At 31.8% G+C, this 17,241-nt stretch carries 17 protein-coding genes; 9 read left to right on the forward strand and 8 right to left on the reverse strand.

Annotated elements, in window-relative coordinates; all coding sequences use genetic code 11:
- The first annotated feature begins 26 nt into the window (after positions 1 to 26).
- Entirely contained in the window at positions 27 to 770 is a 744-nt protein-coding gene (gene nqrE / locus ACFWU4_RS05545) for an NADH:ubiquinone reductase (Na(+)-transporting) subunit E (protein ID WP_411125680.1), read from the forward strand.
- 12 nt (positions 771 to 782) lie between these two features.
- Positions 783 to 2,096 (forward strand): NADH:ubiquinone reductase (Na(+)-transporting) subunit F, encoded by a 1,314-nt coding sequence (gene nqrF / locus ACFWU4_RS05550; RefSeq protein WP_411127234.1) that lies wholly within the window; start codon positions 783 to 785, stop codon positions 2,094 to 2,096.
- A 102-nt stretch (positions 2,097 to 2,198) separates the two neighbouring features.
- On the opposite strand, the gene ACFWU4_RS05555 is transcribed toward nqrF, so the two are convergent.
- The 3 genes from ACFWU4_RS05555 to ACFWU4_RS05565 are packed head-to-tail and all read right to left on the reverse strand — an operon-like array spanning position 2,199 to position 4,494.
- The gene (locus ACFWU4_RS05555; protein ID WP_411125682.1) at positions 2,199 to 2,645 is read right to left on the reverse strand and encodes a Na(+)-translocating NADH-quinone reductase subunit F; all 447 of its coding nucleotides are present in this window, start codon (positions 2,643 to 2,645) and stop codon (positions 2,199 to 2,201) included.
- Positions 2,646 to 2,679: 34 nt separating this feature from the next.
- Positions 2,680 to 3,048: a cupin domain-containing protein gene (locus tag ACFWU4_RS05560; protein WP_411125684.1), complete on the reverse strand. Its 369-nt coding sequence runs from the start codon at positions 3,046 to 3,048 to the stop codon at positions 2,680 to 2,682.
- A 9-nt stretch (positions 3,049 to 3,057) separates the two neighbouring features.
- On the reverse strand, positions 3,058 to 4,494 hold the full coding sequence (locus tag ACFWU4_RS05565; RefSeq protein ID WP_411125685.1) for an SLC13 family permease: 1,437 nt from the start codon (positions 4,492 to 4,494) through the stop codon (positions 3,058 to 3,060).
- Between the two features lie 56 nt (positions 4,495 to 4,550).
- On the opposite strand from ACFWU4_RS05565, the gene ACFWU4_RS05570 reads away from it, so the two are divergent.
- The 6 genes from ACFWU4_RS05570 to ACFWU4_RS05595 all read left to right on the forward strand — a co-directional run bounded on the left by ACFWU4_RS05570 (position 4,551) and on the right by ACFWU4_RS05595 (position 12,412).
- A complete protein-coding gene (locus ACFWU4_RS05570; protein ID WP_411125687.1) occupies positions 4,551 to 5,417 on the forward strand; it encodes a DUF4846 domain-containing protein in 867 nt (288 codons plus the stop codon).
- Between the two features lie 20 nt (positions 5,418 to 5,437).
- Positions 5,438 to 5,815 carry a Na(+)-translocating NADH-quinone reductase subunit F gene (locus ACFWU4_RS05575; RefSeq protein ID WP_411125689.1) on the forward strand — a complete coding sequence of 126 codons (378 nt, stop codon included), beginning with the start codon at positions 5,438 to 5,440 and terminating at the stop codon, positions 5,813 to 5,815.
- A 1-nt stretch (position 5,816) separates the two neighbouring features.
- A complete protein-coding gene (locus tag ACFWU4_RS05580) occupies positions 5,817 to 6,803 on the forward strand; it encodes an FAD:protein FMN transferase (RefSeq protein WP_411125691.1) in 987 nt (328 codons plus the stop codon).
- Positions 6,804 to 7,065: 262 nt separating this feature from the next.
- Entirely contained in the window at positions 7,066 to 8,973 is a 1,908-nt protein-coding gene (locus ACFWU4_RS05585) for a tetratricopeptide repeat protein (protein ID WP_411125693.1), read from the forward strand.
- Between the two features lies 1 nt (position 8,974).
- A complete protein-coding gene (locus ACFWU4_RS05590; RefSeq protein ID WP_411125695.1) occupies positions 8,975 to 9,724 on the forward strand; it encodes a LytR/AlgR family response regulator transcription factor in 750 nt (249 codons plus the stop codon).
- Between the two features lie 96 nt (positions 9,725 to 9,820).
- A complete protein-coding gene (locus ACFWU4_RS05595; protein WP_411125697.1) occupies positions 9,821 to 12,412 on the forward strand; it encodes a T9SS type A sorting domain-containing protein in 2,592 nt (863 codons plus the stop codon).
- A 57-nt stretch (positions 12,413 to 12,469) separates the two neighbouring features.
- Here the strand turns inward: ACFWU4_RS05595 and ACFWU4_RS05600 are convergent, their stop codons facing one another.
- The 5 genes from ACFWU4_RS05600 to gpmI all read right to left on the reverse strand — a co-directional run bounded on the left by ACFWU4_RS05600 (position 12,470) and on the right by gpmI (position 16,536).
- Positions 12,470 to 13,234 carry a class I SAM-dependent methyltransferase gene (locus ACFWU4_RS05600; protein WP_411125699.1) on the reverse strand — a complete coding sequence of 255 codons (765 nt, stop codon included), beginning with the start codon at positions 13,232 to 13,234 and terminating at the stop codon, positions 12,470 to 12,472.
- A 32-nt stretch (positions 13,235 to 13,266) separates the two neighbouring features.
- A complete protein-coding gene (locus ACFWU4_RS05605) occupies positions 13,267 to 13,659 on the reverse strand; it encodes a hypothetical protein (protein WP_411125700.1) in 393 nt (130 codons plus the stop codon).
- Positions 13,660 to 13,669: 10 nt separating this feature from the next.
- Positions 13,670 to 14,488, reverse strand: coding sequence for a type I methionyl aminopeptidase (gene map / locus ACFWU4_RS05610; RefSeq protein ID WP_411125702.1), 819 nt, complete (start codon positions 14,486 to 14,488; stop codon positions 13,670 to 13,672).
- Positions 14,489 to 14,574: 86 nt separating this feature from the next.
- Complete coding sequence (locus tag ACFWU4_RS05615; protein WP_411125704.1) at positions 14,575 to 14,973, reverse strand: BT0820 family HAD-type phosphatase; 399 nt, start codon at positions 14,971 to 14,973, stop codon at positions 14,575 to 14,577.
- A gap of 45 nt (positions 14,974 to 15,018) precedes the next feature.
- Positions 15,019 to 16,536: a 2,3-bisphosphoglycerate-independent phosphoglycerate mutase gene (gene gpmI, locus ACFWU4_RS05620; RefSeq protein ID WP_411125706.1), complete on the reverse strand. Its 1,518-nt coding sequence runs from the start codon at positions 16,534 to 16,536 to the stop codon at positions 15,019 to 15,021.
- A gap of 262 nt (positions 16,537 to 16,798) precedes the next feature.
- Here gpmI and ACFWU4_RS05625 point away from each other — a divergent pair, with 262 nt between their 5' ends.
- Positions 16,799 to 17,194 (forward strand): ankyrin repeat domain-containing protein, encoded by a 396-nt coding sequence (locus ACFWU4_RS05625; protein WP_411125708.1) that lies wholly within the window; start codon positions 16,799 to 16,801, stop codon positions 17,192 to 17,194.
- Positions 17,195 to 17,241 lie beyond the last annotated feature (47 nt).

The raw sequence follows: 17,241 nt of genomic DNA on the forward strand, positions 1-17,241 counted from the left end.
ATCACTCACAACTAAAAACAAAATATATGGAACATTTAGAATTATTTTTTAAATCTATATTCATAGATAATATGGTATTTGCTACGTTCTTAGGAATGTGTTCTTACCTCGCTGTATCCAAAAAAGTATCAACAGCTGTTGGTTTGGGAGCTGCTGTAATTTTTGTATTAGCAATTACAGTCCCTTTAAACTGGTTATTAGATCAATATATATTACAGCCTGGAGCATTATCATGGTTAGGCGAAGAATATGCTAGCTATGACTTAAGCTTTTTATCTTTTATTATGTTTATCGCAACCATTGCAACAATGGTACAATTAGTAGAGATTGTAGTAGAGAAGTTTTCACCAAGCTTATATAACTCTTTAGGTATCTTTTTACCACTAATTGCTGTAAACTGTGCCATTTTAGGAGGTTCATTATTTATGCAATCTAGAGAAATTGAAACCTTAGGTTTAGCATTAAATTACGGAATAGGTTCTGGTATTGGATGGTTTTTAGCGATTTTAGCTATTGCAGCTATCCGCGAAAAAATTAGATATAGCGCTGTACCTCCTGCTTTAAGAGGTTTAGGTATTACTTTTATTATAACGGGTTTAATGGCGATAGGTTTTATGAGTTTTGGTGGTATGCTTACAGGAGGTGATGAAGAAGGCGAACCTACCTCTGAGCCAACTACGGTATCTATTGAAGTAATAAAAGAAGATATTAAAAAAGAAGATGCTAATCTTGAGTCTGACTTAGAGATAGCCGAAAACATAAATAACTAATTGATGACTATGATGATATTAGCCGCAAATACAGTTGGAACAATAGTAGCAACAGTAGCAGCCTTTTTATTGGTGACGCTTTTGTTGGTATCTTTATTGTTATTTGTAAAACAAAAATTATCTCCATCTGGACCTGTAAAGATTTTGATCAATGGAGAAAGAGAAATTGAGGTAGCCTCAGGAAGTACTTTATTATCTACATTAGGAGGAAACAAGATTTTCTTACCATCCGCATGTGGTGGTGGTGGAACGTGTATTCAATGTGAATGTCATGTTTTATCAGGTGGTGGTGAAGCACTTCCTACAGAAACTCCACACTTTTCTAGAAAAGAATTAGCGCATGGAGCGCGTTTATCTTGTCAAGTAAAAGTGAAACAAGATATGGAAATCACTATTCCAGAAGAAATTTTTGGAATAAAGAAATGGGAAGCAACAGTAGTATCTAACTATAACGTAGCTACATTTATTAAAGAATTTATTGTAGAGATCCCTGAGGATATGGGTTACAAAGCAGGAGGTTATATTCAGATAGAAATTCCTCAATGTGAAATTAAATACTCAGAAATGGATGTTACAGCACATCCTACAGATCATCCAGGGGAGCCAGATAAATTTAAACCAGATTGGGATAAATTTGGATTATGGCCTTTAGTGATGAAAAATAATGAAACTGTAGAACGTGCTTATTCTATGGCGTCTTACCCAGCAGAAGGAAGAGAGATTATGTTAAATGTCCGTATTGCTACACCTCCGTTTGATAGAGCCAAAGGTGGATGGATGGATGTAAATCCTGGTATAGCATCATCCTATATTTTTAACCAGAAAAAAGGAGATAAGGTTACGATTTCGGGCCCTTATGGTGAATTCTTTATTAATGAGTCTGATGCTGAAATGCTTTATGTTGGTGGTGGTGCAGGTATGGCACCAATGCGTTCTCATCTTTATGAGTTATTTAGAACATTGAAAACAGGTCGAACCGTAACATATTGGTATGGAGGACGTTCCAAGGCTGAACTTTTCTATATTCATTACTTTAGAGCTTTAGAAAAAGATTTTCCGAACTTTAAGTTCTACTTAGCTCTTTCTGAGCCTTTAGAGCAGGATAATTGGAAAGTAAAAGAAGATATTAATGATGAGTCTGGAGATGGATTTGTTGGTTTTATTCACCAAGTGGTAATAGACCAGTATTTATCTAAGCATGATGCACCAGAAGATATAGAATTATACTTCTGTGGGCCTCCATTAATGAATCAAGCGGTTCAAAAAATGGGAGAGGATTTTGGTATAGATGACGAGAACATAAGATTTGATGATTTTGGAGGATAGAATTTCTTTAAAATTATAATCTTAGAATTACACATACAATCAATAGAAAAGCCAATATTCAGAAAAGAGTATTGGCTTTTTTGTATTTAAATGAGTTATTTTCTAGGCAAATTTTAAGCCTTTAGAATGCTTGTTATACTTAAATAATGCAGAGCAATCCATAACATTTGGGATTCCATCGAATTGGCAAAGTAGTGAAACAACTTCGCACAATCCATTAAAAAGAATAATTTTATTAAAGTTCATTTCAGGTTTATAACAGTGGTTCTTACCGAGTTCGTAACCGCAACTCCTTAAAAATGAATTTTCAATCTTCAATAACTCAATAGGCGTATATCCATTAAATTTCCTACCTAAATTTTGATGAACTAAACCAATATAATTTAGTTGAATAGATCCATGAATATCCGTAAAATGTTTCCAATTATCTTTATTATTTAGAATATTACCTACAGCACATTGCTTACAATCGTTCGGGTTTAGTGTGTCGTTATGAAAGGCTTTATATAAATTACTAATGGCATTATTAAATCGATTTGATGTTTTCATAGTTTTCTTTTTCAAGATAAAAGATAATAAAAAATCACTTATACTCCATAATCAAGAATACTGATGTAGTCTCTCCAATATTTAAAACCTCATGTGAGGTAATTGAATCTTTACTAAAGGTATATCCTGTTGGGACTTCAACCTCTCGTGCACCTGTATCATCTGTAATTCTAAATTTACCACCAGATAGTGTATAACCAAAATGTGGATTATGGTAATGTTTTTCGTGCCCAACAGCAGGTTCAAACGTACATTTGAGCACTCTTAGCTCGTTATTTTCTTCGATAACTTCGCAAACAGATTTACCTTTCCAACCAGCCTCGAGTGGATCTGGTAATGAGTTTTTATGCTCACAAGTAAATAGTATTAAGCTAATAAAGATTATGAAATTTATTTTTTTCATGTTATAAACTTAAAAAATAAGAGGAATAAAAAATTGAAACATAAGTATTAATAGTGCTACTGCAATTAAATTCAAGATAATACCTACACGAGCCATTTGATGGACTTTTACAAAACCACTAGCAAAAACTATAGCGTTAGGTGGCGTTGCCATGGGCAACATAAAGGCGCAACTACTTGCCATGGTTACAGGTATCAATAGATATAGAATAGGTATTTCTAGTCCGATGGCAATACCAGCTACTACAGGGGCGAGTACTGCAGTAAGTGCGACATTGCTCATTAATTCGGTCATAAAAAGCATTAAAATAATAAGTAATGATGCTGTGAATAAAATACTTATTTCAGCATTAGAAATTGTAGTTGCAACAACATCCACAATACCACTCGCAGACATACCTTTAGCAAGCGCTAAACCACCTCCAAAGAGAATTAATATGCCCCAAGCTAACTTTTGGGTATCCTTCCATTCTAGAATAAAATCACCTTTTTTTAAATTATGTGGAACAGCAAATAGTACAATAGCGCCCAAAATACTAATTATGGTATCTGTTAAACCAAGATTTGGTAATATATTGTTAATTAGAGTTCTGAATATCCATAGTGAGACAATAACAGCAAATGTTAAGAGGACTTGCTTTTCTTTAGGGGAAATTTTACCCAACTTTTCTAATTCATTCTTTATTACTGATTTTGAAGCATCAAAAACTAAATCTTTATTGGGAAATAACTTAATTAACACAAAATAAATAATTGTAATTAATGTAGCAGAGAATGGGACGCCAATCATCATCCAATTTAAAAATGAGATTTCAATATTATATTCATTTTCTAAAAGACCGATAAGAACAGAATTTGGCGGAGTTCCAATAACAGTTGCTATACCACCAGCATTAGCAGAAAATGCAATACCGAGCATAACACTTAGCGCAAAATTTTGATCCTTTTTTGTAAATCCGTCGGCATCATTGATTAGTAATTTAATAACAGAAATCGCTATTGGTAACATTACGACTGTACTCGCAGTATTACTAATCCACATACTCATAAAAGCAGTAGCAATCATAAAGCCAAGAATTACTTTATTTGGTGTTGTACCTGTTAATTTTATGATGCTAAGTGCAATACGTTTATGAAGATTTACTTTCTCTAAAGCAAGTGCTAAAACGAATCCTCCAAAAAATAAAAAAACAATTGGACTTCCATAATTTGCGCCAACTTCCGCAATAGGCATTACATTAAATAAAGGAAATAATACGAGTGGGATTAATGCCGTTACAGAGATAGATACAGCTTCAGTAATCCACCAAATAACCATCCATAAAGCTGTTGCGATGACAATATCTGCTTTATCAGATATAAATTCAAATGGTAATACTAGAAATAAGATAAATAAGATTGGTGCTGCTATTAGACCAATACGTTTGGTTAAAGAACTGTTCTTCATCTGAAGTAAAAATAGATATTAAATACGAATTATCAATATTTAACGTTTCAACATCTATGAAGAAAGGACTACTTCTTTTATTCCTAATACTTGTTATAAGTTTAATAGCATTTCAATTAAAACCAGTTAAGAAAGCTGTTGATAGAGTTGAGGCTATAATTAAAACATCAAGTCTTATTAATAAGGATAGCCTAACTATAAAATCTAGAGTCAATTTTCCAAAAGGTTACAAACGTATTAGTTGTCCTCAAGGAAGTTTTGAAAATTACCTTAGAAACTATAAATTAAAACCTTTTGGAAGTAAAATTATTAACTACGATCATTCCGAATACTTCTGGCAAGGAGGTCATATCGGAATTTTAGAAATTCCTGTGCCAGCAAATGGTTTACAACAATGTGCAGATGCTTTAATTAGAATCAGAAGCGAATACCTTTGGGATAACAATAGAAAAGCAGAAATAGGTTTTAAATTCACCTCTGGTCATTATTGTTCTTGGACAAAATATGCAGAGGGTTACAGACCAAAAATTAAGGGTAATAAAGTAACCTTTCATAAAACTGCAAGTGCTAATTCTTCAAAAGAAAACTTTTATAAGTATTTAAATTTAATTTATATGTATTCTGGCACATTGTCACTTTACAATGAATTAAAACCAATAAAAGCTAAAGATTTAAAAATAGGTGATATGCTTATAAAAGGCGGTAGTCCTGGTCATATTGTTATGATTGCAGATGAGGCTGTAAACGCTAAAGGCGAAAAACTATTTTTGTTATTTCAAGGTAATACTCCAGCACAAAGTGTTCATTTGGTTAAGAATCTAGAAGACTCATCCATTTCTCCATGGTATCAATTAAGAGATGACGCTCAAATTCCTGTTTCTAATTACACATTTGGCAGTGCTAAATTTGTAAGATTTAAATAGCAAGTTCGTATCTTTGTATAATGAGTAAAGCACTGACATCACAAGAAGTACATAATTTAGCTATGAACCATGTCGGTAAGGATTTAGAGGCGCGTGGTTTCGAATTTGTAGCTATTAACAGCAAATTAAAGCGACATCCACAGTTTGTATGTATTGATAAGAACAGCCAATATTTCTTTGTTGTTGTGCGTGCAGTAATTCTTCCTGAAAATCCTAATAATTATGATATTGTTTGGATGGAGACTTTCAAAAAGCATGCTTACGAAAAAGACGCAAAAGTATTATATGCTGGAGTAGGTATAGGCAATCCAGAAGGAGAGGACTTACCAATTTATTTAGATGAAGACTATTTAATTGAGTATAATGGTATTCAAGTCATAGAAATGAATCTTAATTAGTATGAAAAAACTACGCTTTGTTTTAATCGCTATGACTTTGGTGTGTTGCAAACAAGAAACAAAACAACCAAAATTAATTAAGCTATCTGGTCCTGTATTTGGTACAGGATTTAATATTCAATATTATTCAGAACAGGAGACTGATTATTTAGTTGAAATAAATAATCTATTTGATGAAGTAAATCAGTCCTTATCAACTTATTTAGAAGATTCTGATATTTCAAAATTAAATAGAAACGAGAGCTTTAATATAGATCATCATTTCGTAACTGTTTATAACGCTTCCAAGTCTATTTATAAAACTACAGAAGGAGTTTTTGACCCAACTATTGGTAATGTTGTTAATGCGTGGAATTTTGGAGCTGAAACCAACAAATTTTTAACTGATAGTACTACTATTGATAGTCTTATGCAATTTGTTGGTTTTAATAAATTGTCAATTACAGGTAATAAATTATATAAACCTAAAGACACCTATTTAGAGTTTAATGCCATCGCAAAAGGCTATGGTGTTGATGTCATTGCTGATTTCTTTGAACGTAATAACATTAAAAATTACTTAATAGAAATAGGCGGAGAAATGAGAACTTCTGGAACCAATGTAGAAAGTAAAAGAAATTGGACAACAGGAATATATGACCCTAATTTTAATGGTGAAACAACTTATTCTAAAGTTATTACTTTAAAAAATGAGGCCATGGCAACTTCTGGAACGTATAGAAAGTTTAAGGTAGACGATAACGGAAATCGATATGCTCATATTATAAATACTAAGACAGGTTATCCGACAAAGACTAACGTTTTAAGTGTCTCTGTAATAGCTGAGGATTGTATGACTGCGGATGGTTATGCAACTGCTTTTCAAGCCATGGGAGTTGAGAAGGTGACTGATTTTTTAAAAACGCATACAGAGCTAAAAGTGTATTTTATTTATGAAAATGAAGACCAAATGTTACAAACTTTGAGTTTAAATAATTTTCCTAAATGAATTTTGTGACCTATTCATATGTTTAGTGTCTTATAAGTGCTATTAACTACTATTTATATTAAGGTCGCATCTTTGTTCGTTTACGATGCGGCTTTTTTGTTTTCTTACTATTTTAGAAAGTCATAATTAGAAATTAGAAGTTAATAATTGGTAAATACAAATAGTATTTTGATTTTTGACAACTGAATTAATTATCGAGATGAGAATCCTATTTATATTTATTTTAACTTCTTTTGTTTATTGCGAGGCTCAATCGAAACAAATGGATAGTTTAACCAGAGTGTTATCTGAAATTAAATCAGATAGTTTGGTAGACGTTAAATTTCAAGAACTAGTAAATACGTATCGAAATAAAAATCCTAAACTTCATAAATTTGTAATATCTGTAGCCCAAAAAAAAGCTGATTTAAATAAAGATAGTAGTACTAATGCAAAACTAATGAGAGAGTTAGGTATCTACTACAGAAAAAAAGGAGACTTAGATTCAGCACGTATAAGCTTCGAGTCTGCAATTAGTAAGTTTTACCAGCTCTCAGATAGTCTTAATATAGCTAAAACAAGAATGAGTCTGGCAAATACTTTAAAGGCTCAAGGAAATTATGAAGAAGCTATCTTATCCTTTAAAAAAACTATAAATTTTTTTCAAAGAAATGAAGATAAACTTAAAATGCCACTATTAATTTCAAAGCTTAACTTGAGCGGTTTGTTTATAAATATTAAAGAATGGGAAAGTGCTAAAAAATATCTTTTAGAAATTTACAATGATGAGGCAGTAACAAAGAATGAGAGACTCCTTGGCAGTGTTTGTGTTAATTTGGTTACTGTATGTGTTGAACTTAATCAATTAAATAAGGCTTTAGAATATGGTCAAAAAGCTGAAAAATTGCTGGCAAACCCACTTAGCTTAGCAAACCTTAATAATAATTTGGGTAATGTATATGAGAAGCAAAATGAATTTACACGTGCTAAAACCTATTATTTAAAAAGTTTAAAACTCTATGAACAAATAGAATCGCGAAACGGTATTCAGCGTAGCTATAATAATCTAGGTAATGTAAACACCAAATTAGGTAACTACAAGGAAGCACAAAATTATCTGCTGATTGCAAATAAAATGCTTGTTGATGACAAAAATCTTCCATCACTACAATATAATTATGAAATGTTAAGTCTACTATTTCAAAAAAAAGGTGATTTTCAAAAAGCACTTACTTATAATCTTGAGCGAAATAAAGTAAAAGATTCACTTATGAGCTTAGGGAAGCAAAAAGCAATCTCAGATTTTGAAGTAAAATATGAAACAGAGCGGAAAGAACGCGAAAAGAATATTGCTGAGAGTAAATTAAAAATTTCAGAATTAGAAGCTCAAAAGAGTAAATACTTTCTCTGGGCATCTATAGTTATTATAGGTTTAATTTTAGTTGGATTTTTTAGTTATTACAAACGATTACAGTTAAAGAAGCAAGCGGAAATTACTTTAATAGAGTTAAAAGAAACACAAAAGAGATTGGCCATAGAAAAACAATATCGTGATTCGGAATTAAAGGCACTTAAAGCCCAAATGAACCCTCACTTTATCTTTAATGCGCTAAATTCAATTCAAGATTACATTATTCTCAATCAAAAGAATTTGGCTAGTAATTATTTAGGGAAATTTGCAGACTTAATGCGTAATTACCTTCATTTTAGCGACACAGGATTTATCTCTATACCAGACGAAATACATAATTTAAACCTATACTTAGAACTCGAAAAACTTAGATTTGAAGACAAACTTAATTATGTTTTTAATATAGATGAGTCTATCAATTCTGAAATTATAAAAATACCAACCATGCTTATCCAGCCCTATGTAGAGAATGCATTAAAACATGGATTATTACATAAAAAAGATGATCGAAAACTCTTTATTTCAATTTCTAAAATGGAAACAAATAAAGTGCAATGTATAATTGAAGATAATGGTATAGGAAGAGAGAAGTCGCGCGAGTTAAATAAAAGGAGGGCTAAAACACATAAGTCATTTGCATTAAAGGCAACAGAAGAACGGCTTGAGTTATTAAACCAAGAAAAGTCAGATAAAATAGGTGTAGAAACAATAGATCTAAAGGAAAACAACGATATTTTAGGAACTCGTGTTATAATTGTAATTCCGATAGTAAAGCGATAATATGAAGGCATTAATTATAGATGACGAAAAAAAGGCAAGACAGGTTTTGCAAATCTTAATTGAAGAAAACTGCCCTAAAGTCTCTAAGATTTTTCAGGCAGAAGATTTAATTTCTGGTGTAGAATTAATAAAAGATGAAACACCAAATATTGTATTTTTAGATATTGAAATGCCTGAACATTCTGGTTTAGAGATTTTAAATTTTATAGACAAAGAAGTTCATAATTTTGAAATTATATTTACCACAGCATATAGTGAGTATGCCATACAAGCGTTTCAGTTATCAGCAATAGATTATCTTTTAAAGCCTGTAAGACCAACTCAGGTGAAAGAAGCGGTAGATAAAGCTGTTGCTTTTTTGAGTCATACGCAAATAAATAAGCGTTTAACAGAATTAAAAGCAAGTCTCGAGGACTCTAATTTTAAAAAAATTGGATTGCCCTATGCAGATGGTATTAAATTTGTAAATTTTGATGATATCATTACTATCGAAGCAGATGGAATGTACACCAATGTTTCTACTCTAACCAATGGGACTATATTAGTGAGTAAACCTTTAAAGTTTTTTGTAGAGGCTCTTAGAAATATAAAAACGTTTTATCGTCCACATCGTTCACACTTAATAAACCTTACTTACATTGAGGAGTATATTAGAAAGGATGGAGGTTATATACTAATGGAAAACGGTAAGACGATATCAATATCTAACGAGAAAAAGGACGAGTTTTTACAAATAGTTAAAAACATATGAGTTTTAAAAGTTGAAAAGTAGGTTTTAGAAGTTTGCCGTCATTATTTTTTTTAAATGATAGCACTTTTGTTTCATAATTTAAAAACCAAATTTATTATGAAAACAAGATTACTTACAATGTTTTTTCTTGCGCTTAATTTAGCGTATGCTCAAGTACCAACTTCAGGTTTGCAAAGATCATATTTATTTACAAACGGAAGTCTTAATGACGGTACGAATAATGCTACTTTTAATCAAAACGGGTCAGGTTTAAGTGTAACTAATGACCGATTTGGCACTTCATCAAATAGCATTATTTTAAATGGAGATTATTTAAATAGCTCAACATTTTCTTTTACTGATATTTCAGTTGCATTTTGGATAAAGACCAGTATTAATGATACTAATGAAAGGACTATTTTTGATAAAAGTGAACGAACGATAGCTAACTTTTCATCAGCAAATGATTTTAAAAACGGTTTTTTTATTTATTTAAAAAATGGAAGAATAGGCTTTAAAAGCTCTCGTAGAGTTGTAGCAAACAACAATACCCAAGCTCAGGGCAATTTTCTAGGGAATCGTTTCTTTTCTGAAGTTATTGCAGATGGCGAATGGAAACATATTGTAATAACTATTGAAAAAGAGCAAACACAGTTTAATACAGCTCCAGGAAGAAACACATATCCATATACTTATAATTTTTATGTTAATAATGAATTGAAACAAACTTCTGTAGAGAATGTTCAAGTTGGTGGAATTTTTACAGGTAGAGATCTAGATAGACCTGTAGATTTTAGAGTTGCAAATATTGGAAATGGAGCACTCGGCTCTAATAACATATATCAAGACGAAATAGATGATATTTATGTTTATAATAGGGAATTATCATCGTCTGAGGTTAGTTTAATAGCAACAGATAATAACTTTACTTTTTGTACAGATCCATCACTATCAGATTTTAGTATTTCTAATATAGATATAACTTCTGCTTTATTAAACTTTACTCAATCGGGTGATTATGATATTGCATATGGACCTTCTTCTGATAATTTTAATACGTACAACGTAATTACAAATGTAACCACTAACTCTTATAATTTACAAGGTTTAAACGCATCCACAATTTATAATGTACATATAAGAAGAAATTGTGTTAATTCCAGTAGTTTACAATCTGGCTGGTCATCACCTTTACAATTTACAACAGCTTCAATACCTGTTTATGTTGATGCCAATGCGACAGGTGCAAATAATGGCACAAGTTGGGTAAATGCCTATACAGATATTAATACGGCTTTAAGCGCAAACCCAAATAAAGATTTTTGGATTGCAGCAGGTACTTATAAACCTGATACAACTTCCGAAGATAATAGTATTATCGTTTCGGCAAACCAAAAAGTATATGGAGGTTTTAATGGAACAGAATCTCTTTTTACAGAGCGAGATGTTGCAACAAATTTAGTTGTCTTTTCAGGAGACAGATCAGGAAATGACGGTAATGCGTTTTTAGATTTTGCAATTAGTCAATTTTCTGAGAATAGTCACAGAGTAGTTTGGGTTGCTGGTGATAATGTTGTTTTAGATGGCATTACAATAACAGGTGGCTTTGCAGATAGTCAAACAGATAGTAATAGACGCTCAGGTTCTGCATTATATTTTTCTGAGTCAGCAAAAAATGTTTCAATAAATAAGGTTGTTTTTGAGCGTAATCTAGCCTCTAATGGAGGTACTGTCTATGGTATTCATTTAAATACGCAGAATGGCGCTTATAATTACAATTTTTCCAATTGTATAATTAAAAATAATTTAGCTCGTCATTCTGTGGTAATGTATATGGCAAACCCTCGAAATATAAATAATACAATGACCACTACTTTTGAGAATTGCCTAATATATGGTAATAAAGTAACAGATATGTTATCTTACCCTACTTCTGGGTCGCCTTCTTCTGGTGTTAATACTTTATTTTGGTTTAGAGCTAATATTCAAAGTTCAAACCTTCAAAGTCGTTTTATAAATTGTACTGTAGCCGACAATACTTTTAATGGCTCTGATTTATCAAACCCAGCTGGTATAATTACTTCGTCAAGACTTAATGCAACCACTGGTGTTGCCATTTATAATTCTATTTTTTACAATAATTTAGAACCTAACACGACTTCAGTTGAGAAAAAGGTTGTAAATACATGGGGAACTCAAACGCCTCCAAACAATGTTATTGCAAGAAATACTTTAGATCCAGATAATTTTAGTAATTGGACGGACAAACAAAGCATACTTACATCAAATCCATTATTTACAGATGCTGCAAACGACGATTATACTTTACAGTCCATTTCAACAGCAATAGATAGTGGAGACAATAGTTATATATCTTCAAATACATCTACAGATTTGGCAGGTAATATGAGAATTTTTAATCTCGATGTAGATTTGGGTGTTTATGAATTTAATGCATCGTTATCAGTGAATAATATTAATTTTACAGAAGCAGATATAAAAGTTTACCCAAACCCAACTGCAGCTATATTAAATGTGAAAAGTCCTAATATTTCTTTAGAGAATATTACAATATTCGATCTTTTGGGCAAGGAAGTTATGAATACAAATCAAACTAAAATTAATGTATCTAATTTAAAAAGTGGTGTTTATTTAATTAAGATCAGCACAGACTCTGGTGTATTAACAAAACGTTTTATTAAGAATTAGGTTTTTGGTGAATTTAGATAGTGTTTTAAAAGAGAGCGATTTTAATTGCTCTCTTTTTTATTTATAAACCAAAGGAATTATCTCACCCTTAGCCAAACGATATTTGTCAATCTCAGAATTAGAAAGTTGGTCTGTATAATTAACTTCATCTACTTTAAAACCTATACTTCGAAGCTTATCAAAATAATCTCTACCATATACTCTTACATGGTCGTACTGCCCAAAAATTTTGGAGCGTTCTGCTTTATCGGTTATGGAATCGTCCTCAAAAGTGCATTCTCGATTTAAATCTTGCGGAATTTGAAGGATACCATAACCACCAGGTTTCATAACACGATATAATTCTTGCATGGCTTTAGTGTCATCTGGTATATGCTCTAAAACATGATTACACAAAATAACATCGTAACTATTGTCTTTAAAAGGGAGGTCGCAAATATCAGCTTTTACGTCTGCAATAGGAGATAGTAGATCTGTAGTAGTATAATCTATATTTTTAAGTTTTCTAAAACGTTTTAAAAAACATTGCTCTGGTGCAAAATGAAGCACTTTCTTTTCAGCCGAAAAGAAATCGGTTTCGTCTCTAAGGTATAACCATAAGAGTCGATGTCGCTCTAATGAAAGCGTAGAGGGTGATAATACGTTTGGCCGCTGTTTGCCATAGCCATAGGGTAAAAATGTTTTAAAACTTTTACTATCTATTGGATCTGTGAATTTATTACCTTTTAAAAAAAAAGCGAGAATAGGGCGCGCTATATAACTAAGCCTTATTAGTAAGGGCCTTGGTAATAAATTCAGAAAAAATTTAAATACTTTTTTCAATTAACAATATTAAATCTTTTCAAAAATAGATTTTAATTATTACTTTCTAAAGGTATTTCCCATTCTGTATAATAAATAGAATCTTTAAACTTTAATTGCATCATATGTCCGCCGTTTGATGCACGGGATCTTGCATGCCATAAGGTTACTTCTTTTCCTTTTAAGTCGTTTCGAAAATTTTCTAAATCAATACCGTTTTCTGCGCCTCGATTTATATAATAGAGATTCTCATTATTTTCTAAAGTAAAAACAATATCATTGATTCCACCTAAATAAAGACTGTCAACAATACCTGTTATCTTTATGCTTTTCTCTTTGTTCGTATTAACAGCACTTATTTTAACGATAAAAATAAGATATAATAGAAATAATAATGCTAAGCCTACTACTATACCTAGAGACCAAAGAATAATTTTTTTTAGCATATCATTTAGTTTATAATACTAACGCTTCTTGTCTAAATTTATTTTCTTTATCACTCTTAATACCAAGAGCTTCATGCACATAACCAAAAGTTGAAAGGATTTCTGGTTTACCATCAATTATAGCAATATCATGTTCAAAATGAACACTTGGTTTTCCATCTTGGGTAACAATCGTCCAGCCATCTTTTAATTGCTTCACTTTATGTGTACCCATGTTTATCATAGGTTCAATAGCCACTACCATACCTTCAATAAATTTTTTACCTCTCCCACGTCTTCCGTAGTTTGGCATTTCTGGATCTTCATGCATCTTTCTCCCTAAGCCATGACCAACTAGCTCCCTTACTACGCCATATCCTTCGGCTTCGCAATGTTGTTGTATGGCATAACCAACATCGCCTACGCGATTACCTGTTCTTAATTTATCTATTCCAACATAAAGCGATTCTTTTGTAACTTCAATTAATTTTTTGGTAGCGCTATTTACATTACCAATTTCAAAAGTATAAGCATGGTCTCCGTAAAAGTCGTTCATTAAAGCACCACAATCTATAGACACTATATCACCATCTTTTAGAGGAATGTCTGTTGGTAAGCCATGTACCACAGCTTCATTAACACTGCAAAGTAATGTTGAAGGGCAGTCATAAAGACCTTTAAAACCTGGTAAAGCACCATGGTCTCTAATAAAAGTTTCTGCAATAGTATCTAAATGATTGGTAGTTACACCTTCTTTTACTTCTTTGGCTAACATGCCTAAAGTTTTAGATACAATGAGCGCACTTTGGCGCATTAATTCAATTTCTTCTCTAGTTTTAACAATAATCATGATGTGCTCTAATTGGAGCGCAAAGATACTTAATTATAATAAGTTTTATATGTAGAAAAAACAGTAGGTATAGTTCTTTAAATCGATTAAAATTGCCACCATTTCTTTTTTGATTTAGGGATATTAGGTTCTTCGTTAGTAATTAATTGATAGACTTCTCCCCATCCTAGAATTCCGCCAATATTTCTATCATCAATAAATAAATCTGCATTTATTTTACGGCTTCTACTGTAGTCAAATTTTTCTTCAGGAAAACTAGCATTAACAGCGTAAAAGTCAATACCATTTTCTTTACAGAAATCTACAGCTTCTTGAAGTTTAGTACCACTGCGATAGGTCCATAGTATGAGTCTGTGGCCATCTTGCTGTAAGCGTTTTAAGGTCTCAAAAGCAAAAATTCTGGTTTTTCCAATTTTAGGGTAAGCGTCTTCTACAATAGTGCCATCAAAGTCTACAGCGATAAGTAATCTATCTTGAAAATTCATTTTATTAGGATCTAAATCTTAGGTAAAGTTACAATAATAACATTGTTATACAAGGCTATGTTGCGTCATTGATTCTGGCTTTTCAATACCAATTAATTTTAAAATTGTTGGTGCAATATCCCCAAGAATTCCGTCTTGTATTTCTGTTAAATCCTTATCAATTAATATGATAGGTACAGGGTTTGTAGTATGTGCAGTGTGTGGAGTACCATCAGGATTTATCATAGTTTCGCAATTACCATGATCTGCAATTAAAATTGTAGTATAATCATTGGTTAATGCTGAGGTAATCACATCTTTTACACATTCATCTACAACTTCACAGGCTTTAATAGCAGCTTCCATAACGCCTGTGTGTCCAACCATATCTCCATTAGCAAAATTTAGGCAAACGAAGTCTGTTTCTGCCTTTTCTAATTCTGGTATTAAAGCGTCACGTAGCTCATAGGCGCTCATCTCTGGTTTTAAATCATAAGTGGCCACTTTAGGCGAATTTCGTAATATTCGAGTTTCACCTTTAAAGGGTTTTTCTTGCCCTCCAGAGAAAAAGAAGGTAACGTGAGGATACTTCTCAGTCTCTGCCATTCTTATTTGTTTTTTATTATGATTCTCTAATATTTCACCGAGGGTCTCTGTTAAATTGTCTTTATTGAAAACTACATTAATACCATTAAAATTATCATCATAATTTGTAAGTGTTACATAATGTAATTTTAATTTATGCATGTTAAATTCATGAAAATCTTCTTGTGATAATACTTCCGTTAATTGGCGTCCTCTATCTGTTCTAAAGTTGAAGAAAATAACAACGTCATCTTCATCTATTTTTGCAGTTGGATTTCCATTAGCATCCTCAATAATTAGAGGTTTTATAAATTCATCAGTAACATCCTCTTCATAGTTTTGTAGCATTGATTTTAAAATAGATTTAGTTTTAGTGCCTTTACCTTCAACTAAAGCGTCATATGCTAGTTTTACACGTTCCCAGCGCTTATCTCTATCCATGGCGTAGTAGCGTCCAGTAACAGTAGCTAACTTGCCAGTCGTTTTGCTTAGATGCTCTTCTAACTCAGAAATAAATCCATAACCAGATTTAGGACCAACATCTCTACCATCTGTAAATGCATGAACGAATACGTCTTCCAATCCATAATCATTAGCGGCATTAAGTAAACCAAAAAGATGATTGATATGAGAGTGAACTCCACCATCACTTAATAGGCCTAATAAATGAACTTTCTTATTATTAGTTTTTGCATATTGAAAAGCGTTTTTTAATACGTCTTCCTCTTGCAGTGTATTGTTTTTAACAGCCAGATTAATTTTTACTAAATCTTGATAAACAATTCTACCTGCACCTAAATTCATATGGCCAACTTCACTATTTCCCATCTGCCCTTCTGGTAAGCCTACATGCAGACCATCGGTTCTTAAGCTTGCGCTTGGGTATGTTTTATATAGTCCATCTATAAATGGTGTCTGTGCATTATCTATTGCTGAAACTTTAGGGTCGGGAGACTTTCCCCAGCCGTCTAAAATCATTAAAATAACCTTCTTGTTCATGTTTGTTCTCTTAAAAAATCAAATATAGTATATCAATATTATAATAAATTCTAAAACTCAAAAAATTAAAGTGTTATCAATTGTTTAAGATAAATACACTTTTTTGTTAGTGCTAAATATGGTTTTGTGATTGTCTTAACAGATTTGTTTTCAAATTGTTAAATGTATGTTATATCATTTTTTTTAGTGTAACAGTTTAAAAGTTATATCGTCTATTTAGTATAATCAAAAAACAAATCAATTAATTTAAAAATCTTTCATCATGAAAAAATCAGTAGTAGTATTAGCCTTGGCATTAGGCTTTTCAATTTCAAATTTAAATGCATCTAACGAAATTTTAACTTCAAATTTTAGTGAAGTAATTGAGAAACCATATGAAGTAAGCCCTTTGTGTAAAGCGGTTGCCACTGGCAATATCGCATCCGTTAAGGCTTTGATAAAACAAGGCGCTGACGTAAATGCAAAGTCTAATGGTATGCAACCGATACATTATGCGGCAAAATTTAATCGCGTAGAAATAATAAAAGTATTAATTACTGCAGGATCAGATATCCATACCTCTTGTGATAAAGGCTATTCTGCATTAAAACACGCAAAAAAGACAAACGCAAAAGAAGCAGAACTATTTTTAAAGCGTTTTAAAAAGAAAACAGTCTAGTTTATAGACAATTATTTGAGTTAGTTAATTTATAAAGCGTCTTGTTA

The sequence above is a fragment of the Winogradskyella sp. PE311 genome, from assembly GCF_046545555.1.
Classification (GTDB): domain Bacteria; phylum Bacteroidota; class Bacteroidia; order Flavobacteriales; family Flavobacteriaceae; genus Winogradskyella.